The 18,599-nt window shown below is 70.2% G+C and carries 13 protein-coding genes; 6 read left to right on the plus strand and 7 right to left on the minus strand.

The window, feature by feature from the left end; genetic code table 11:
* Nucleotides 1-17: 17 nt before the first annotated feature.
* The 3 genes from ACFWJW_RS21775 to ACFWJW_RS21785 form a co-directional block, all read right to left on the minus strand.
* Nucleotides 18-4,820, minus strand: coding sequence for a putative T7SS-secreted protein (locus tag ACFWJW_RS21775; protein ID WP_387243729.1), 4,803 nt, complete (start codon nt 4,818-4,820; stop codon nt 18-20).
* Nucleotides 4,821-4,886: 66 nt separating this feature from the next.
* Complete coding sequence (locus ACFWJW_RS21780) at nt 4,887-5,504, minus strand: hypothetical protein (RefSeq protein ID WP_387243732.1); 618 nt, start codon at nt 5,502-5,504, stop codon at nt 4,887-4,889.
* On the minus strand, nt 5,501-5,932 hold the full coding sequence (locus ACFWJW_RS21785) for an SseB family protein (RefSeq protein ID WP_387243735.1): 432 nt from the start codon (nt 5,930-5,932) through the stop codon (nt 5,501-5,503). Before ACFWJW_RS21785 ends, ACFWJW_RS21780 begins: the two co-directional genes overlap by 4 nt.
* 485 nt (nt 5,933-6,417) lie before the next feature.
* Here ACFWJW_RS21785 and ACFWJW_RS21790 point away from each other — a divergent pair, with 485 nt between their 5' ends.
* Nucleotides 6,418-7,137 (plus strand): response regulator transcription factor, encoded by a 720-nt coding sequence (locus ACFWJW_RS21790; RefSeq protein ID WP_387243738.1) that lies wholly within the window; start codon nt 6,418-6,420, stop codon nt 7,135-7,137.
* An 8-nt stretch (nt 7,138-7,145) separates the two neighbouring features.
* Here the strand turns inward: ACFWJW_RS21790 and ACFWJW_RS21795 are convergent, their stop codons facing one another.
* Both ACFWJW_RS21795 and ACFWJW_RS21800 read right to left on the minus strand, forming a co-directional pair.
* A complete protein-coding gene (locus ACFWJW_RS21795; RefSeq protein WP_387243741.1) occupies nt 7,146-7,454 on the minus strand; it encodes a hypothetical protein in 309 nt (102 codons plus the stop codon).
* A 30-nt stretch (nt 7,455-7,484) separates the two neighbouring features.
* Nucleotides 7,485-9,155 carry a sodium:solute symporter family protein gene (locus tag ACFWJW_RS21800; RefSeq protein ID WP_387243744.1) on the minus strand — a complete coding sequence of 557 codons (1,671 nt, stop codon included), beginning with the start codon at nt 9,153-9,155 and terminating at the stop codon, nt 7,485-7,487.
* A 245-nt stretch (nt 9,156-9,400) separates the two neighbouring features.
* On the opposite strand from ACFWJW_RS21800, the gene galT reads away from it, so the two are divergent.
* The 4 genes from galT (at nt 9,401) to ACFWJW_RS21820 (ending at nt 13,757) form a co-directional block, all read left to right on the plus strand.
* Nucleotides 9,401-10,498 (plus strand): galactose-1-phosphate uridylyltransferase, encoded by a 1,098-nt coding sequence (gene galT / locus ACFWJW_RS21805; RefSeq protein ID WP_387243747.1) that lies wholly within the window; start codon nt 9,401-9,403, stop codon nt 10,496-10,498.
* On the plus strand, nt 10,495-11,520 hold the full coding sequence (gene galE / locus ACFWJW_RS21810; RefSeq protein ID WP_387243750.1) for a UDP-glucose 4-epimerase GalE: 1,026 nt from the start codon (nt 10,495-10,497) through the stop codon (nt 11,518-11,520). Before galT ends, galE begins: the two co-directional genes overlap by 4 nt.
* The gene (gene galK, locus ACFWJW_RS21815; protein ID WP_387243752.1) at nt 11,520-12,716 is read left to right on the plus strand and encodes a galactokinase; all 1,197 of its coding nucleotides are present in this window, start codon (nt 11,520-11,522) and stop codon (nt 12,714-12,716) included. The genes galE and galK overlap by 1 nt, the downstream gene beginning before the upstream one ends.
* A 270-nt stretch (nt 12,717-12,986) precedes the next feature.
* Nucleotides 12,987-13,757 carry a LuxR C-terminal-related transcriptional regulator gene (locus ACFWJW_RS21820; protein WP_387243755.1) on the plus strand — a complete coding sequence of 257 codons (771 nt, stop codon included), beginning with the start codon at nt 12,987-12,989 and terminating at the stop codon, nt 13,755-13,757.
* Nucleotides 13,758-13,822: 65 nt separating this feature from the next.
* On the opposite strand, the gene ACFWJW_RS21825 is transcribed toward ACFWJW_RS21820, so the two are convergent.
* Nucleotides 13,823-15,250 (minus strand): PLP-dependent aminotransferase family protein, encoded by a 1,428-nt coding sequence (locus ACFWJW_RS21825; protein ID WP_387243758.1) that lies wholly within the window; start codon nt 15,248-15,250, stop codon nt 13,823-13,825.
* A gap of 46 nt (nt 15,251-15,296) precedes the next feature.
* Between ACFWJW_RS21825 and ACFWJW_RS21830 the strand changes: the two genes are divergently transcribed.
* Nucleotides 15,297-16,526: an MFS transporter gene (locus ACFWJW_RS21830; protein WP_387243761.1), complete on the plus strand. Its 1,230-nt coding sequence runs from the start codon at nt 15,297-15,299 to the stop codon at nt 16,524-16,526.
* Between the two features lie 7 nt (nt 16,527-16,533).
* Here ACFWJW_RS21830 and ACFWJW_RS21835 read toward each other — a convergent pair whose 3' ends face one another.
* Nucleotides 16,534-18,567: a beta-galactosidase gene (locus ACFWJW_RS21835; protein ID WP_387243764.1), complete on the minus strand. Its 2,034-nt coding sequence runs from the start codon at nt 18,565-18,567 to the stop codon at nt 16,534-16,536.
* Between the last annotated feature and the right edge of the window lie 32 nt (nt 18,568-18,599).

Below are 18,599 nucleotides of genomic sequence, written 5' to 3' on the forward strand. Positions count from 1 at the left end.
TGTGAAGTTTGGATGCCCTAATATCGCTCGGTTGTATAGCCTAGCCTTTCTGCGTTTTTATAGAATCTCTTATCGTTGGTGATTATCGAAAGTCCCTCTTGTGCTGCAGAGTGCAGGACCGAGGCGTCGTCATCGGCAATCATGGGCCTAAAGGATTTCCCCTTCCACATCCTCTTAAGGGCGTCCTGGATTGAAGCTACACCTTCAGGTGTAGATTCTGGCCCCATGCGGCCACTGCGTGAGGTGAGCCAGTCGGAGATAGCTTCCGGGGTGTGCCCGCCTTCGAGTAGCTCACGATGCGCCGTTGGCGACAATACGGGCCTACGCCCCGCCAGCGCCGCGTCTACCTCCGCGACCTTTGCGCCTGACAACGCATCAGTCACAGCGTTAGTGTCTACCGCGACATGATTGCAGGGACTGAGGCCCAAGGGATCCACGGCCGAATGTGGGTTTGACACGTAGGTGGATGGATTGGGGGTGGGGGCGAGCCCTAGTGGATCCGAAGACAAATACCTTCCCGTCTCCGGATCATAATAGCGGAAGAAATTGTAGTGGAGTGCCACCTCGGTATCGAAGTACTGACCTGGGAACCGCAGCGGCGTGTAGGCGACGGCATCATTCTTCCAGGCCGTGGCGCCCCAAAGCGCGGCACTCGCCTGCCAGGCAATTCCGCCAGATTCAGAAATTAGCTCTACTGGTCTCCCGGCAGAGTCGGTGACGATAGCGAAGAAACGCTGATCAATGAATTCTTGCGAAGTGCTCAAAAGGGCCGATTCTGCGGTCTTTCGCTCCGTTTGGGTGAGAGGTGTCAGACCTTGATGATTCCAGGTGAGGGTAATTTCTTTCGACGCACCTGCCGAACTGGCGGTTTGTTCGGTAAGGGTTGAGTCATCCCATGAGAAGTTGATTTGCTCGGTGACTGATTGGCCGTCTGCGCCGAGGCGTTGTTTGGCTATGCGGCGGGCGAAGGGGTCGTAGAGGTAGCGCCAGGTGATGCCGTCGGGTGTGACTACCGACGTGAGGCGGTCTTCGGTGTTCCAGGCGTAGTGCCAGGTGTCGGGCTTACGGGAAAGGCGGGCTTTCTGGCGGAGGGTGACGCGCCCAAGCCCGTCGTGTTCGTAGCGGATGCGGCCGGCGCGGGTGATGTTGGTGCCCGTGTAAGCGCGCTCGCCCCGAGCTGACGGGCTGGCGTGCCGGTCCGGCCAGTCGGCGTGGGTTTGGTTGCCGGCTTCGTCGTAGGCGTAGGTCTCGGTCCAGTCGGTGGCGTGGACGGCGGTGACGCGGCCGGCGCGGTCGAGGTCGAAGGTGCGGCGGCCGGTGTGGGAGTCGTCGATCGCGGTGAGGTTGCCGTCGGGGCGGTAGGTGTAGCCGCGGTGGAGGACTCGTTGTGCTGCGGCGGCGGCAGGGTTCTGTGGGCGGTCCGCGCCGGTGGGGGACTGGAGGGTGCCGGACGCTGCTGTGGTGAGTGACTGGCTGGTGAGGCGGCCGGTGGGGTCCCAGGTGTGGGCGAGCTGGAGATGGTCGCCGATGGTGCGGGTGAGTTCTTGGCCGGCGGCGTCGTGGTCGAAGGTGAGGACGTGGCCGGCGATGTCCATGGCAGTGCGGTTGCCGGCGGCGTCGTAGGTGTAGGTGGTGGTGTGGCCGGTGGGGGTGGTGCGGGAGGTACGGCGGCCCAGGGCGTCGTAAGTGAACGTCATGGTGCGGCCGTTGACTGTTTCGGCGGTGACGCGGCCGAGGGTGTCGCGGGTGTAGGTGACGGTGGCGTCGGGGTTGGTTGCCTGCCGAAGGCTGCCGCCGGTGTCGTGTTCGTAGGTGGTGACCAGGCCCGCGGCGTTCTTCTCCGTAATGCGGCCGAGGGTGTCGCGGGTGTAGGTGGTGATCTCGCCGAGAGCGTTGGTGCGGGTGGTCAGTTGGCCGGCGGCGTCGTGGGTGTAGGCGAGGATCCGGTCGTCGAAGTCGGTCTCCGATATCAGGCGGCCGGCGCCGTCGTAGGTGTAGTTCCAGGTCAGGCCCTGGGGGTTGGTGACCTGGGTGAGGCGGAGTTCGGTGTCGTGGGTGAACTCGTGGCGGACGCCGTCGGGGTCGGTGCGGGCCGTCAGCAGGTCGAAGTGGGTGTATTCGAAGCGGGTGGTCTGGCCGATGGCGTCGGTGTGGGTGAGGCGGTTGCCCTCGCCGTCGTAGGTCCACTCCTCGGTGGCGCCGGTGGCGTCGATGCGGGCTGCCAGCTTGCCTTCGACGGTCCACACCATGTGCGTCGTCTCGCCGAGCGGGTCCGTGACCGAGGTGGTGCGGCCGAAGGCATCGCGGCGGTAGTGGGTCACCGCGCCGAGCGGGTCGGTGACCGAGATCGGCAGGCCCGCCTTGTCGCAGTAGAGGCGGGTGGTGTTGCCCAAGGCGTCGGTGACGGCGCTGAGATGGCCGCGCTCGTCATGGGTGTAGGTGGTGGTGGCGCCCGCGGGGTCCGTGGTGGAGGTGCGGGTGCCGTGGGCGTCGTAGGTGTGGGTCCAGGTGGTGCCGTCCGGGCCGGTGACGGCCAGTGGGTTGCCGAGGTCGTCGTAGGTGGTGGTCGAGCGGCTGCCGTCGGGGAGGACGACGCTTACCGGGCGGCCCTCGTCGTCGTAGTCGATGTGGGTGGTGCGGCCCAGCGGGTCGGTGGTCGACAGGACGCGGTGTTTGGCGTCGCGGACGGTGCGGGTGGTGGCGCCGGTGGGGTCGGTCTCCGCGACGATCTGGTGGCGATCGTTGACCTCGTAGCGGGTGACCTGGCCTTGGGAGTTGTGGAGCAGGTTGGTGCGCAGGCCGGTGACGGGGTCCGGGTCGCCCCAGGTGAACTGGGCGCGGAGGTGGCCCGCTATGCCGCCCTGTGAGATGCAGCGGTCATCGTCGTCGTAAACGTAGGTGTAGCTGCTGTTGTTGGTGTCCGTCCAGGACGTGATCCGGCCGTGGTCGTCGTAGGTGAAGCGGAGCGGGAGGCCGGAGGAGTTGGTGGTGGTGATGAGGTTGCCGGCTTCGTCGTAGCCGTACGTCATCAGCAGTTGGTCGGAGCCGTCGGGGGCCGCGCCCGCCAGGTGGAGGGCCGTGATGCGGCCTTCGTCGGTGGTCAGCAGGAGGCGGTAGCCGGCGCTGTGGGCGATGGCGGTGGGGGTGCCGTCTTCGGTGTAGTCGAAGGTGTGGTGGTTGCCGCGCCGGTCGGATATCTCGTCGAGGACGGCGAGGTCTTCGGTGTAGGTGGTGAAGTAGCGGCGGGTGCCGGTGACCGGGTCGGTGAGGAGATAGTCGCCGTCCGGTGTGCGCTCCAGGGGGTGGCCGTCGCCCTCGGCGGGGAGGGTGGGGACGCCGACGGCAGGGTGCGGGTAGAGGCGGAAGTCGCCCTCGTCGCCGATGAGGATGACGCCCTCGGCGTCAATCTCCAGACGCTGGTCGACGGTGCTCATCCACGCCGGGCCGAACCAGCGGCCTTGGCGGTAGGACGACTCGAAGGTGCGGGTGAAGGAGAGGGGGAGGCTGCCGGGGAGGGTGACGTCGGTCTGCGGCAGGACCATCCGGCCGGTGGCCATGTCGATGGGGTCGTTGGCGCATTTCCTGGACCAGAGCTTACGGAAGCGGTCCATGACGGTGCGCTTGCCGCCCTCCTTGGCGGCTGTCCGCGCGGCCCCCTTGGCCGCGTCCTTCGCCCCCGCCTTCACCAGGCCCTTGCCGACGGCACCGACGCCCTTGGCGCCGATGAGGTTGCCTATGACGCCGCCAAGCGCATCCCCGGGGTCGCTGCCCCAGCCCTCGCCGAGCATCCCCTTGGCCAGGCGCCCGGGATGGGCGGCGGTACTGGCGAGGCCGAGTGTGATCTTGGAGACGTTGGCCATGTACTGATGGGGGTGGGCGAGGTTGTACGGTTCCGCCGGGTTCACCGTGCGGGCCAGATTGACCGTTTCGACCAGGGCCTTTCCCACACCGCCGACGACGTGCATCAGGTTCATGCCGCCGGCTGCGACGCCGTCAACGACGTCCAGAGCCGCCTCAGTGGTGAACTTCGGTGCCTGTGGGGCGTGTTCCAAGGCGCCTTTGAGGGCGTGTTGAGCCTTTTCCGCGGCCTCGTTGCGCTGGCTGCGGGCGTTCTTCAGGATTTCCTGCGCCGCCTCGCGATCCGGCTCGGCGGGGTCGTGGAAGTCACCGGGCTTGTCGGGCTTGGGTCCCGGGTCGGAACCCTCGTCCAGCGCGGCGTTGTACGCGTCTGCCTTGGTGTTGTACGTGTCGACCGCGTGGCTGTACGCCTTGAACGCCTTCATGGTTTTCTTCTCGGCCGCGTGCCATGCGTCGATGGCCGACTGGGCCTTTTTCTGGGCCCAGGAGACCGTCTCGGCGTAGGAGTCGAGGGCCTTCCACGCCGCCTCGCAGGCATCCGCGGTGCGCATCCACTGCTTGGGGTGTACGTCGAATTTCTCGTGGAAGCTGTCGGCGGCCTTTCCCTTCCACGAGCCGGCGTCCAGTTTGCGGATTCCCTGGCCGACGCGTTCGAAGGCCGCGTAGAAGTCCTTCAGATGGGCGGCTGATTCATTGATCTTCGCGACGTCCCCGTGGATCAGCTCCTTGGGGTCGTCGCTCTCGCCCAGCTGCCGCTCGTCGACCTGCGCGCCCAGCGCATCGGCGACGTCGTCACCGGCCGAGCGGACGGCCTTGGCCGCGCCGTCCGCACCGACGTAGTCGAGTGCGTCCGCGGTCATGTCCGAGGCGGAGTCGACGGCCTCACCGGCCGCCTCCTTGACGCCGTCGACGGCGTTGCCGACCTTCTCTGCCGCGGAATTGATGAAGTCGCCGACGCCCATCAGTGATTAACCCCCGAGTCGTGCTGTGCAGCGATGGATGTGCAGTGGTGGCTGTGCAACGGTGTCTCAGGACCCGTCGTGGTCGTTGGCCTGCGACGGGGCGTCACGAGTCATCTTCAGTGGCCGCAGGGCCCAGTTGTGGTCCGCGTCGCCCGCCCACTTGGACGTCGAGAAGTCCTCGCCGGTCTGCTGCGCCGCCTGGTCGACTTCCTGATAGGCCGTGCGGGACTTGGTCGAATTGGGGTCCCAGTCCGCGTCATCGAACTGGGTGAATGCGTTGTCGTCGCGGACCTGCTTCCACGTCCGTTGCTTCAGCCGTTCCTCTGTCATCGTCGGGTCCCCCATCAGCAGCGCATTCGCCCCGACCTTCAACGTCGTCGAAACGTACTGCTCCTGCTCGTGATAGAGCCCGGCCGTCAAATCAAGGCGGCGCGCGAATTCGTTGGCCTCATGAATGAGCAGGCGTACGCCCCAGCCCCAGCGTTCACAGAAATCATCGAATACGGAACTCACGCCGGCATGCCCGCTCTCCATGCCGGAAAGAGCCAGCTTGTCGAATCCCTGGCCGAGTTGGGCGTTGATGTCGAAGCCCAGCTCCTTCAGCTCCGCGATGGCGCCATCGATGCCCTTGGTGACCTGCTTGAGGGCATTCGGGTCGAGCTCGTAGCCCTCGGCGGATGTCATGCCGCACCCCCGGCCACGGGCGCTCCGGGCACGCTCGCGGTGGGGTCCGGCTCGGCGAGGTCGATCGCCACGGAGTCCGGCACGATGCCGCTGACCGGCGGAAATACCATCCCCTGCGCGCTTCCCGCGTCCAGCACCACGCCCGCCGGCCCTTCGATGGCGGGGATGACGACGTCCAGGAGACGCGCGCCGACCGCGCGGGCGTAGGGCAGCTCGGTCTCGGGGGCGGCGCCGCGGGATGCCGCGAAGCGAGCCAGTTCCTGTTCGTCGGAGAAGGCGTACAACCAGCGGATACCGGACAACTCTGCCGACATGAGGGAGTCGTTGATAAGCGGTACCAGTACCGGCGTCCGGCGGAACTCACCCACCAGTGCGGCCGGATTCGGATCCCCTGCGTGTGCTGCCGCTACTTCGTCGGCCAATGACATGACGGCTGGCCCCCTCCCCGACTTCAGCTCAACTGTCGAACCCACTTTCGCATACGGCACTGACAATGCAGGCGATGACGCTCCGCCGGAAAACCGGACACTGGTTTCTTTTAAATTCAACCAGCTTGGAGTGGGGTGGAGTTCGGAGAACGGCAATTGCGGATGACGCGCCCGACGTGGCGACCGGGGCTTCTTGCCATGGGTGGCGCCTCCGGGTGGGTCGCCTCAACTCTGCGCGAGAGGCGCTGGGTTACGCCGTTACACCTGCTGCGCCCCGCGCGTCGGCAGAGCCCGGTCCGTGAGAGCCCCGGCCCCATCCCCCTCCCAAGCGCGCCAATCGGCCCCGAATGGCCGGGATTCCAGCATTCCGGGGGGCTTCTTCCGGGTAGGGGGCGCGCTCTTGCAGCCGAGCGTGTAGCTTCCCGGGGACAAGCGGCCCGGCCGGGGGCTGCGCCGGGGCCCGCCGGAGCGGGGGAGGTTGCTCGATGGGCGTGCGGCTCATGGTGGTCGACGATCATCGTCTGCTCGCGGAGGCGCTCGCCTCGGCGCTGAAACTGCGCGGGCACCGGGTGCTGGCGGCCGCCGCGCCGAGTGCGGGGGCCGCGGAGTTGGTGGTGAGCCGGGCGCCCGAGGTGTGCCTGCTGGGCACCGCCGCGCCGGCCCGGCCGGGGGCCTTCGACCCGGTCGTACGGATCAAGAAGGAGCGGCCGCAGGTCGCGGTGGTGGTGCTGGGGCCGGTGCCCAGCCCGCGGGGGATCGCTGCCGCGTTTGCCGCCGGGGCCTCCGGTTACGTCCGCAATGACGAGCGGATCGAGGGTGTGGAGCGCGCCATGATGAAGGCGCGGGCGGGGGAGTCGGCGGTGTCGCCGCAGTTGTTGCAGCAAGCCTTCGAGGAGCTGTTGCACCCCGCGGCGCAGCCGGACGACGAGGGGGCGCGGCTGCTGGAGCTGCTCACCCCGCGTGAGGTCGAGGTGCTGATGCGGGTCGCGGACGGGGAGGACACCCGGCTCATCGCCGCCGGGATGGATATCGCGCCCAGTACGGCGCGGACGCATGTCCAGCGGGTGTTGATGAAGCTGGAGGTGGGCTCCCGGTTGGAGGCCGCCGCGCTCGCGGCGCGTACGGGACTGCTGGACCGGGCGGGCGGGCAGACCGCGCGCGCCACGGCGGCGGGACCGGACACACCGGTGCCGCCGCCGGGGTGACGACGCGTTCAGTCTTTCGCAGGCCCACCCTCCGCCTTGGCCTCCCCTTCCCCCACCGTCGGCGGAACCGCCGGACGCAGCGTCTGCCAGATCAGGAAGAACAGGCCGAGGGCGAGCATGCCCAGGCCCGTCCAGAGGTTGATGTTGATGTTCTGGGCCTTCTTCAGGTCCGCGTCGTTCGCCATCAGGCCGGCGATGGTGACGATCACGCCGTAGACGGTGAACAGGCCGCCGATGATGCGCCGTACGTCGAAGAGCCGCGCGGCGGTCGCCGACTCGCGTTCCAGTTCCTCGACCTCGTGCTGGTAGTCACTCATGGGTGCGTCAACTCCGCTGGTTCAGGCAGGTCAGAGGGAGAACGGGAGGTAGCAGAGGGCGGCGAGGACGACGGCGCCCCAGCCCAGCAGGGCGGGCCTGCGGTACCAGGCGTCGTCGCCCTCGGCCGGCAGCTCCGCCATGCCGGGGGACCTCGTGCCGTAGACCAGGCCGGCCAGCGACTCGGCGGACCTGGGCTCGGTGAACAGGGTGACCACGAACATCACGAGCGCGCCGACGACGAAGGCGACGATGGAGGAGACGAAGTTGGCGCCCTGGTCGGAGGGGATCGCGATGATGCCCTGCTTGTAGAGCCAGAAGTAGTTGACCATCGCGGCCGCGGTGCCGGAGAGCAGGCCCCAGAAGCCGGCCGCGGCGCTGGTCCGCTTCCAGAACATGCCGATGATGAAGACGACGAACAGCGGGACGTTGAAGAAGGAGAAGAGGGTCTGGAGGTAGTTCATGATGTTGCTGAAGGATGACGCGATGAAGGCGGTGCCCATGCCGATCAGCACGCCGACCGCGGTCACCACGCGGCCCGTCTTCAGGTAGTGCGCGTCGTCGCGGCCCTTCTTCAGGTAGGCCGCCCATATGTCGTTGGTGAAGACCGTGTTGAAGGACGAGACATTGGCGGCCATGCCAGCCATGAAGGCCGCCAGCAGACCGGTCACCGCGATGCCCAGGACACCGTTGGGGAGCAGGTCGCGCATCAGCACCGGGATCGCGTCGTTGTACTGGAGCCCGTCCTTGGACTTGCCCAGCGTCGGCTCCATGACCAGCGCGATCAGGCCGGGGACGACCACCACCAGCGGGATGAAGATCTTGGGGAAGGCGGCGATCAGCGGGGTCCGCTTGGCGGCGGAGAGGTTCTTCGCGGACAGCGCGCGCTGCACCTCGGCGAAGTTGGTGGTCCAGTAGCCGAAGCTCATCACGAAGCCGAGGCCGAGCACGATGGTCAGCCAGTTCGCGCCGAGCGGGTTGGCCTCGCCGATGCCGGTGCCCTTCCAGGCGGTGAGGAAGGCGTCCCCGTGTGAAGAGGAGAGCGAGTCGGTCAGGCCGTCCCAGCCGCCGACGCGCTTGAGGCCGACGACGGTCAGCGGGATCAGCGCGGCCAGGATGACGAAGAACTGGAGTACCTCGTTGTAGATCGCCGAGGACAGGCCGCCGATGGTGATGTACGCGAGGACGAAGAAGCCGGCGACGACGATCGCGACCCATTGCGGCCAGCCGAGCAGCGCCTGGAGCACGATCGCCATGGCGTACAGGTTCACGCCCGCGATCAGCACGGAGGAGACGGCGAAGATGACCGAGGAGAGCAGGTGCGAGGAGGGGCCGAAGCGGTGCAGCAGGAACTCCGGCACCGAGCGGACCTTCGAGCCGTAGTAGAACGGCATCATCACCAGGCCGAGGAAGACCATCGCCGGGATGGCGCCGATCCAGTACCAGTGGACGGTGTAGGCCCCGTACTGCGCGCCGTTGGCGGCCATACCGAGGATCTCGGTGGCGCCGAGGTTGGCGGCGACGAACGCGAGACCGGTGACCCAGGCGGGCAGTGACCGCCCGGAGAGGAAGAAGTCCAGGCTCGTCTTCACGCTGCGTTTGGCCGCGAACCCGATGCCGAGGACGACGACGAAGTAGAGGGCCAGGATCGTGTAATCGAGCCCGTTGGTGGGGAGCCGTAGCCCCTCGGCCAAGGTGATCATGGTGGGAACTCGCTTCTCTGCGCGATCGGAGTGCACAGAAAGCTACGCCCGGGCCTTCAGAAACTGAATACTTTTGTTTGGTTGAGTTGTTGATTCGTGATTGAGCTTGTCGATATGTCGCGAATGTCCTGGGGAATCCGTGTGGTGTCCGGTGCTGTGCCTGACATTGACGATGCTGTTTAGTTGTGCTTCATTGTGTTTGTTTGTGTTTGGTCGGCGCGGTACGGCGCAGGTGAGGAGCTCCGTTGAAGAAGACGACGACCCGGCTGGCGGACGGCCGGGAGCTCATCTACTACGACCTGCGCGACGACGCGGTCCGCGGCGAGCGCGACCTCCGCCCCCTCGACCCCGTCGCCACCGCCGCCGAGATCCGCCACGACCGGCTCCTCGGGGACTCCGTCGCCATCGCCTCGCACCGCCAGGCCCGCACCTACCACCCGCCGGCCGACGAGTGCCCGTTGTGCCCCTCCCGGGACGGCCGGCTCTCCGAGATCCCCGCCCCCGACTACGACGTCGCCGTCTTCGAGAACCGCTTCCCGTCCCTCGCCGGAGACAGCGGCCGCTGCGAGGTCGTCTGCTTCACCCCCGACCACGACGCCTCCTTCGCCGACCTCACCGAGGAGCAGGCCGCCCTGGTCCTGGAGGCATGGACCGACCGCACCGCGGAGCTCTCCCAACTCCCGGGCGTGGAACAGGTCTTCTGCTTCGAGAACCGCGGCGCGGAGATCGGCGTCACCCTCGGCCACCCGCACGGCCAGATCTACGCGTACCCCTTCGTCACCCCGCGCACCGCGCGCATGCTCACCTCGGTCGCCGCGCACCGCGAGGCCACCGGCGGCAACCTCTTCGACGACACGGTCGCCGACGAGCTGGCCGACGGCCGCCGGATCGTCCTGGAGGGCGAGCACTGGGTGGTCTTCGTCCCGTACGCCGCCCACTGGCCCTACGAGGTGCACCTCTACCCCAAGCGCCGGGTCCCCGACCTGCTCGCCCTCGACGACGCCGCGCGCACAGAATTCCCACAGATCTATCTGGAAGTCTTGCGGCGCTTCGACCGGATCTTCGCCGGGCAGGGTGGTGGGAGCGAGGCCGCGCCCGGCGGCGGGAGCGGGGAGCGGGCGGCCGAGGCCGCCCGTACGCCGTACATCGCCGCCTGGCACCAGGCGCCGCTGCGCGCCGGGAACCGCGGCGACTTCGCCCTCCACCTTGAGCTTTTCACCATCCGACGTACTTCCGGCAAGCTGAAGTTTCTCGCGGGTTCCGAATCCGGCATGAACGTGTTCATCAATGACGTGCCGCCGGAGGCCGCGGCCGACCGACTGCGAGAGGTAGCGAGCGAGTGAGCAAGAAGTACCTGGTCACCGGTGGTGCGGGATACGTCGGCAGCGTCGTCGCGGCACATCTGCTCCAGGCCGGCCACGAGGTGACCGTGCTGGACGACCTGTCCACCGGCCACCGCGAGGGCATCCCCGCCGGCGCCCATTTCATCGAGGGCCGCATCCAGGACGCGGCGAAGTGGCTCGACCCCTCCTATGACGCGGTGCTGCACTTCGCCGCCTTCTCCCAGGTGGGCGAGTCCGTCGTGCACCCCGAGAAGTACTGGCGCAACAACGTCGGCGGCACCATGGACCTGCTCGCCGCGATGCGCGACGCCGGCGTCCGCACCCTCGTCTTCTCCTCCACCGCCGCCACCTACGGCGAGCCGCGGTCCACCCCGATCACCGAGTCCGCCGAGACCGCGCCCACCAGCCCGTACGGCGCCAGCAAGCTCGCCGTCGACCACATGATCAGCGGCGAGGCCGCCGCCCATGGGCTGGCCGCCGTCTCGCTGCGCTACTTCAACGTCGCCGGCGCCTACGGCAGCTGCGGCGAGCGCCACGACCCCGAGTCGCACCTGATCCCGCTGGTCCTCCAGGTCGCCCAGGGCAAGCGCGAGGCGATCTCCGTCTTCGGCGAGGACTACCCCACCCCCGACGGCACCTGCGTCCGCGACTACATCCACGTCGCCGACCTCGCCGAGGCCCACCTCCTCGCCCTCGACGCTGCCAGCCCCTCTCCCGCCACCACCCCGGCAGGAGGCGCTTCGCGCCGCCGTGTCAATCCCGGCGAGCACCTGATCTGCAACCTCGGCAACGGCAACGGCTTCTCCGTCCGCGAGGTCATCGAGACCGTCCGCAAGGTCACCGGGCACCCCATCCCGGAGGTGGCCGCCCCGCGCCGCGGCGGCGACCCCGCCGTACTGGTGGCCTCCGCGCAGACCGCCGTCGACCGCCTCGGCTGGCGGCCCGCCCGCGCCGACCTCGCCGGCATCGTCGCCGACGCCTGGGAGTTCGCGCAGCACCTCGAACGGACGAAGGAGTCCTGATGACCGCACCCGGAGCCGCCGCCCCGGCCACCGAGCGCCCGCACGGCGCTCAGCACACCGCCGCGCGGTTCGCCGCGGTGTACGGCGCCGCCCCCACGGGCACCTGGGCGGCGCCCGGCCGGGTCAACCTGATCGGTGAACACACCGATTACAACGACGGTTTCGTGATGCCGCTGGCCCTCCCGCACACCACCCTCGCCGCCGCCTCGGCCCGCACCGACGGGGTGCTGCGACTGCACTCCGGCGGTGCCGACGGCGGCATCGTCGAACTGCGGCTCGACGAGCTGCGCCCCGCCCCCCAGGGCGGGTGGGCGGCCTACCCGGCCGGCGTCGTCTGGGCGATGCGGGAGGCCGGTCTGCCCGTCGGCGGCGCGGATCTGCACTTCGAGAGCACGGTGCCCACCGGAGCCGGGCTCTCCTCCTCCGCCGCCCTGGAGGTCGTCACCGCGCTCGCCCTCAACGACCTGTACGGGCTCGGCCAGGAGCCACAGCGGCTGGCCCAGCTCGCCCAACGGGCCGAGAACGCCTTCGTCGGCGTGCCCTGCGGAATCATGGACCAGACCGCCGCGGCCTGCTGCACCGAGGGCCACGCCCTGTTCCTGGACACCCGCGACCTCACCCGGCGCCAGGTCCCGTTCGACCTGGCGGGGGAGGGGCTGCGGCTCCTCGTGGTCGACACCCGGGTGAAGCATGAGCTGGGGGACGGCGCATACGCGGAGCGGCGCGCCGGCTGCGAGCGTGGCGCGCGGGCGCTCGGGGTGCGTGCCCTGCGTGAGGTGCCCTACGCGCATCTGTCCGAGGCGCTGGCCGAGCTGGCCGGCGAGCCCGTCACCCAGGCCCTCGTCCGGCACATCGTCACCGAGAACCACCGCGTCGAAGAGGTCATCGCCTGCCTCGACGCGGGCCGCACCCGCGCCATCGGCCCCCTGCTGACGGCCGGTCACGCCTCGCTCCGCGACGACTTCAAGATCTCCTGCCGGGAGCTCGATCTCGCCGTCGACACCGCGCTGGCGGCGGGCGCCCTCGGGGCCCGGATGACCGGCGGCGGCTTCGGCGGCTCGGCCATCGTGCTCGTCGAGGAGGCGGCTGCCACGGCCGTCGGTACGGCGGTCGGCGAGGCGTTCGCGGCGGCCGGCCATGCCGCCCCGCGGATCTTCGAGGCCGTCGCGAGCGCGGGGGCGCACCGCGTCGCGTAGGGCGCGCCGGACGGCGTGAAGCCGCCGGACAGGCACCGAATGGCCCGGCCGGCGGAGCAGTTTCGCCAATCACCTTCCCTCGTCGCACCCCGTCCGTACGCTGGGAACCTGCACCGGTGGGGGCCGGTGCCGATCAGGGGGCGAGACCGTTCGGGTACGGCGCCCGGGGTGGGGTAGTCATGTCGGCACGGCGGCGGCCGTGCGGCTGGGGCGATCTTCAATCCGGGCGTCGTGCCCGCTATGGTCCGTTCACCGAGACAGGGGGTCTCTGTGCAACGCATCCGGGTTCTGGTGGTCGACGACCACCGCATCTTCGCCGAATCCCTGGCGGCCGCGCTCGCCGCGGAACAGGACGTGGACGTCGCGGCCGCGGGCAGCGCCCCCGCTGCCCTGCGCAATCTGGACCGCGCGGCCACCGACGGCCGCCGCTTCGACGTGCTGCTCGCCGACGCCGACCTCGCCGCGCCGCTGCTCGCGGTGCCCGCCCAGGGAGCGGCCCGCGACGCGGTGCCGCGCGCCGTGCCGCGGGACGGCATCGCGCTGGTCTCCGGCCTGCGCACCAGCCATCCGTATCTGCGCACCGTCGTCCTCGCCGACCGCGACGACCCGCGCCGCGCGGCCGCCGCCCTCCAGGCCGGCGCCTCCGGCTGGGTCGCCAAGGACTGCTCGCTGTCCCGGCTGCTCGCCGTCATCCGCGGAGTGCTGCGCGACGAGACGCATCTGCCGCCCGCGCTGCTGACCGGCGTCCTGCGGGAGCTGACGGCCGCCCGCAAGCACCGTTCGGAGAGCGAGCGGCTGGTGGAGTCGCTGACGCCGCGCGAGCGTGAGGTGCTGCGCTGCATGGTGGCCGGCCTGGGCCGCAAGGCGGTCGCCGAGCGGCTGTTCCTCTCCCCGCACACGGTCCGTACCCATATGCAGAACGTGCTCGGCAAGCTCGGGGTGCACTCCACCCTCGCGGCGGTGGCCCTGGCCCGCCGGGCCGGGGTCGGCCCGGTCGAACTGGAGACGGCGGGCGCGGCGGCGTCGGTACCGGTGCCGTGAGGGGACGGGGCCCGTGGACGGGCCGGCCGCCCTGGGGGAGACCCCGCGCACCCCGGTCGACGTGCCTAGGTCCTGGCGGCCCGGGGCCGCTCGCCTCTGAGCAGGTCGCCGACCGCCGCGATACCTGCGGTGACGGCGCGTTCGCCGACGTTGCCGAATCCCAGGACCAGCTGTGTCCCCTGTGCCGCCGGCGCGGTGCGGCAGGCGTGCATGCCGTAGAGGCCGACGGAGCGGGCGCGGGCGGCGGCGATGACGGTCTGCTCGTCGGCCGCTCCGCCGAGGTGGACGACGGCGTGGAAGCCGGCCGCCAGGCCGGTCACCCGGGCCTCCGGGGCGTGCGCGGCGAGCGCTGCCACCAGGGCGGTGCGCCGTGCCGCGTAGGCCGTCCGCATCCGGCGCAGATGCCGGTCGAAGCGCCCGGACTCGATCATCCTCGCCAGGGCGAGCTGGTCGAGCGTGGGCGACCCGCGGTCGGTCAGCTGCTTGTGCGTGATGATGTGCGGGGCGAGTGCGGGCGGGCAGAGCATCCAGCCGAGGCGCAGCGCGGGCGCGAGGGACTTGCTGACGGTCCCCATGGAGATCACGCGGTCGGGGGCGAGCCCTTGCAGGGCACCCACCGGCTCCCGGTCGTACCGGAATTCGGCGTCGTAGTCGTCCTCGATGACCACGGCGTCCCGGTGCCTGGCCCACTCGATCAGGGCGAGCCGCCGCTCCGGTGACATGACGACACCGGTGGGCCACTGGTGCGCGGGGGTCACGACGACCGCACGGGCGCCGGTCGCGGCCAGCGCCCGTACGTCGATGCCGTGCGCGTCGACCGGCACCGGGACCGCCGACAGGCCGGCCCAGGAGACGGCCGAGGAGAGCGTGGCCGGTGAGCCGGGATCCTCGTACGCCACCGTGTGGACACCGGTCCGGGCCAGGGCCCGCAGGGCCAGACCGAGGCCCTGCGCGTAGCCGGAGCAGACGACGGTCCGTTCGGGATCCGCCGCGGCGGCCCGTACGCGCCGCAGATATCCGGCGAGGACCTCGCGCAACGCCGCGCTGCCGCGCGGGTCGCCGTAGTCGAGCGCCGCCGTCGGCAGGGTGCGTGCCGCATCGCGGAGGGCCCACATCCAGTCGGACAACGGGAAGGCGCCCAGATCCGGGACGCCCCATCGGAAGTCGGCCAGCAGCTGTGGCGGCGCCGCAGGGGGTGTCGTGGGCGCGGCCGGTACGCCGGCGCCCGCGGCCACCTGCGTGGCGGCGCCCGGGCGGGCCACGAGGTAGCCCTCGGCCTGGAGTTGGGCATAGCAGTCCTGCACCAGTCCGCGAGACAGCCCGAGGGTCCGGGCGAGTTCACGGGTGGACGGCAGCCGTTCGCCGACCCGCAGCCGCTGGGTGCGGATCGCGTCCCGTATCCGGCGTTCCAGTTGTGACCGCAGGGGCTCGCCGCCGTCCCGGTCGAGGTCCAACAACAGGTCGGGGGACAGACCGGACCACTCAAGAGGCATGGAATTGGAGCTTACTGGTGGTCCGCTCGGACCCTAGCGTCGAGGCATGACGAAGACGACCAACTCCCCCTCGCGGAACGCCGGTTCACGCCCGCCGCTGGTGACGCGGCCGCTGCTGCTGCGGTTCGTGTCGATCATCGGTGCCTCGACGAGCTTCTTCCTCCTGTTGTCGGTCGTGCCGCTCTACGCCGAGACGTCCGGTGGGGGCGATAACGGGGCGGGGCCCGCCACGGGTGCCCTGATGCTGGCCACGGTCGTGGGTGAGCTGGCCACTCCCCGGTTGGTGGCCCGCTTCGGCTACCGCCTGGTGCTGGCGACCGGGCTGGTCCTGCTCGGGGCACCCGCACTGGTGCTGACCGCCTCCGCGGACATGGTGTGGATCGTGGCGGTCTGTCTGGTGCGCGGTCTGGGCTTCGCCTTCACGGTCGTCGCGGGGGGCGCGCTGACGGCGTCGCTGATCCCGCCGGAGCGCCGCGGTGAGGGGCTGGCGCTGGTCGGCATCGTGTCCGGGGTGCCGTCGCTGGTGGCGCTGCCCCTGGGGGTGTGGCTGGTCGGGCAGGTGGGGTACGCACCGGTCTGCCTCGCCGGCGGCCTGGCCGCGCTGGCCGCGATCGTCTCGGTGCCGGGCCTGCCCGACCGGGAGCCGGCCTCGGAACGGTCGGTCACCATGCTGTCCGGGCTCCGAACGGCGGCGCTGCTGCGGCCCGCTGTCGTCTTCGCGGCCGCCGCGCTCGCGGCCGGCATCATCGTCACCTTTCTCCCCCTGGCCGTGCCGTCGGCCTCCCTGGGACTCGTCTCCGTGGCGCTGTTCGCGCAGTCCGCGGCAGCCACCGTGGCCCGCTGGGTCGCGGGCCGGCACAGCGACCGGCACGGGCCGGCCGGACTCGTGCTGCCCGGCCTGGCCGCGGCGGCCGCGGGGACGCTGCTCATCGCGATGACCCACCGCCCGGTCGCCGTCATGGCCGGTGTGGCCCTGTTCGGGATCGGCTTCGGGGTCATCCAGAACGCCACCCTGACCCTCATGTACGCGCGGGTTTCCGCCGCCGGCTACGGCACGGTCAGCGCCCTGTGGAACTTCGCCTACGACGCGGGCATGGGCGCCGGCGCCCTCGGGTTCGGCGTGCTCGCCGACGGGGTCGGCTACCCCCTGGCCTTCACCCTCACCGCCGCGCTGATGCTCACCGCCGTCGCCCCGGCCTGGCGCGACCGCCGGCCTGGCGAGATGACGAACGCCTCGGGTGACGGGACGGATCAGGCGTCAGCAGGGTCGGGCTGACGTGTGATCACACCCGCACCTGCCCCGGGACAGGACGCACCGCCCAGGGCTCCGTCAGGACGGCCACGCCCCGTGCCTCCAGCGTGATCCGGTCGGTGGCGCCGACCTCGGCCGTCCCGTGTGCTGCGAGCGCCTCCCGCATCGGCGACGGCAGTCCGACCTCCACGGCCTGCGCCCCGTGGTTGAGCAGGAAGAGATAGCGTCCGCCGGTGCCCTCGCGGACGGTGGCCTGGACGCCCGGTGGCAGGCCCGGGAGTACGGGTTCCACCCCGGCCGCCGCGCGGACATCGTCCAGCAGCGTCCGCATCAGCGCCGGATCGAGCCGGGTGGTGACGTACCAGACCGTGCCGCGCCCGTAGGAGTGCCGGGTCAGCGCGGGGCGGCCGGCCAGCTCCCCGTCCGTGAAGTGGGCGAGTGCCTCGGCCCCTTCCAGGTCGATCTCCTCCGACCACAGATCCGCCCGCCCCGTGTAAGCCCCGTCGCCGATGCCCACCGACCGGCCCGCGTCCAGCGGCCAGAACTCCGCCACCCGCAGCCCCAGCAGCTCCCGCAAGGCCCCCGGATATCCGCCGGGGTGCACCCGGTCGTGCGCGTCGACGATGCCGGAGAAGAACGACACCAGCAGCTGCCCGCCGCCGTGTACATAGGCGGCCAGCCGCTCGGCGTCCGATGGGGTGAGCAGATACAGGTTGGGCGCCACGACCAGCCGGTAGCCGGACAGGTCGCGCCGCGGCGGCAGCACATCGCAGGCCACGCCCGCCTCGAACAGCGGCCGGTAGTGGTCCAGCGCGATACGGGAGTGGTCCAGCGCGGTCGACGGCTTGGAGTCCAGCTCCAGCGCCCACCAGCTGTGCCAGTCCGCCAGCAGCGCCACCCCGGCCCGCGACCGGGTCCCCTCGATCCCCGGCAGGGACGCCAACTCCCGCCCGAGTTCGGTCACCTCGCGGAAGATGCGGGTGTCGGTCCCGCCGTGCGGGAGCATCGCCGAGTGGAACTTCTCGGCGCCGCCCAGCGACTGCCGCCACTGGAAGAACAGCACCGCGTCCGCGCCCTGGGCGACGGCCTGCCAGCTCCACAGCCGCATCGCGCCGGGCGGCTTGGGGCCGTTGCGGGGCCGCCAGTTGACCGCGCCCGGCGCCTGCTCCAGCAGCATCCAGGGCTGCCCGGAGCGCGCCGAGCGCATCAGATCGAAGACATAGCCGGCCCGGACATGGTCGTCGGGCACATAGGGGTCCTGGTAGAAGTCCAGTGCCATCGCGTCCATATGGGGCGCCCAGGCGAAGGCGTCGACCGGCTTGTGCTGCGGCATCAGATTGGTGGTGGCCGGAATCCCTGGGGTGACCCGTTCCAGGACCGCCTTTTCGGCCAGATAGCAGGCGCGCAGCGCCTCGTCGCCGAAGCGCAGATAGTCCAGCTGCTGGGCGGGGTTGGGGAAGGTGGGCGCGGTGCGCGGCGGCAGTACCTCGTCGAAGTCGCCGTACGCCTGCGACCAGAAGGCCGTCGACCAGGCGGCGTTGAGCGCGTCGACGGTCCGGTAGCGCTCGCGCAGCCAGCGCCGGAAGTCCTCCGCCGACACCTCGCAGTAGCAGTGGCGGGTGTGGCAGCCGTACTCGTTGCCGATGTGCCACATGGCGAGCGCGGGGTGGCCGGCGTAGCGGGTGGCGAGCCGTTCGACGAGGCGTACGGCGTGGGTGCGGTAGACGGGGCTGGAGGGGCAGTAGTGCTGTCGGCTGCCGGGCCAGCGGCGCCGGCCGTCGGCGTCCTCGGGCAGGATCTCGGGGTACGCGCGGGAGAGCCATGGTGGCGGTGAGGCGGTCATCGTCGCCAGACAGACGGCGATCCCGGCGCCCGCCAGCCCGTCCATCACCCGGTCGAACCAGCCGAAGTCCCAGTCCCCGGGCCGGGGTTCCACCTTGGCCCAGGAGAAGATCCCGGCGGTGACCATGGTGACGTGGGCCGCCTTCATCAGCTTCAGATCCTCGGCCCACACCTCCTCGGGCCACTGCTCGGGGTTGTAGTCGCCGCCGAAATGGATGCCCATGGATTCCCCTACGGATCGATGGATTCCCTACG

Source organism: Streptomyces sp. NPDC127097, assembly GCF_042724075.1.
In the GTDB taxonomy this organism is placed as follows: Bacteria; Actinomycetota; Actinomycetes; order Streptomycetales; family Streptomycetaceae; genus Streptomyces.

What these genes read in the sequence shown, in the direction of transcription:
- ACFWJW_RS21800 (WP_387243744.1), bottom strand. Translation starts at nt 9,155, where the DNA reads ATGATCACCTTGGCCGAGGGGCTACGGCTCCCCACCAACGGGCTCGAT.
- ACFWJW_RS21825 (WP_387243758.1), bottom strand. Translation starts at nt 15,250, where the DNA reads ATGCCTCTTGAGTGGTCCGGTCTGTCCCCCGACCTGTTGTTGGACCTC.
- ACFWJW_RS21795 (WP_387243741.1), bottom strand. Translation starts at nt 7,454, where the DNA reads ATGAGTGACTACCAGCACGAGGTCGAGGAACTGGAACGCGAGTCGGCG.
- galK (WP_387243752.1), top strand. Translation starts at nt 11,520, where the DNA reads ATGACCGCACCCGGAGCCGCCGCCCCGGCCACCGAGCGCCCGCACGGC.
- ACFWJW_RS21790 (WP_387243738.1), top strand. Translation starts at nt 6,418, where the DNA reads ATGGGCGTGCGGCTCATGGTGGTCGACGATCATCGTCTGCTCGCGGAG.
- ACFWJW_RS21785 (WP_387243735.1), bottom strand. Translation starts at nt 5,932, where the DNA reads ATGTCATTGGCCGACGAAGTAGCGGCAGCACACGCAGGGGATCCGAAT.
- ACFWJW_RS21780 (WP_387243732.1), bottom strand. Translation starts at nt 5,504, where the DNA reads ATGACATCCGCCGAGGGCTACGAGCTCGACCCGAATGCCCTCAAGCAG.
- ACFWJW_RS21775 (WP_387243729.1), bottom strand. Translation starts at nt 4,820, where the DNA reads ATGGGCGTCGGCGACTTCATCAATTCCGCGGCAGAGAAGGTCGGCAAC.
- ACFWJW_RS21835 (WP_387243764.1), bottom strand. Translation starts at nt 18,567, where the DNA reads ATGGGCATCCATTTCGGCGGCGACTACAACCCCGAGCAGTGGCCCGAG.
- ACFWJW_RS21830 (WP_387243761.1), top strand. Translation starts at nt 15,297, where the DNA reads ATGACGAAGACGACCAACTCCCCCTCGCGGAACGCCGGTTCACGCCCG.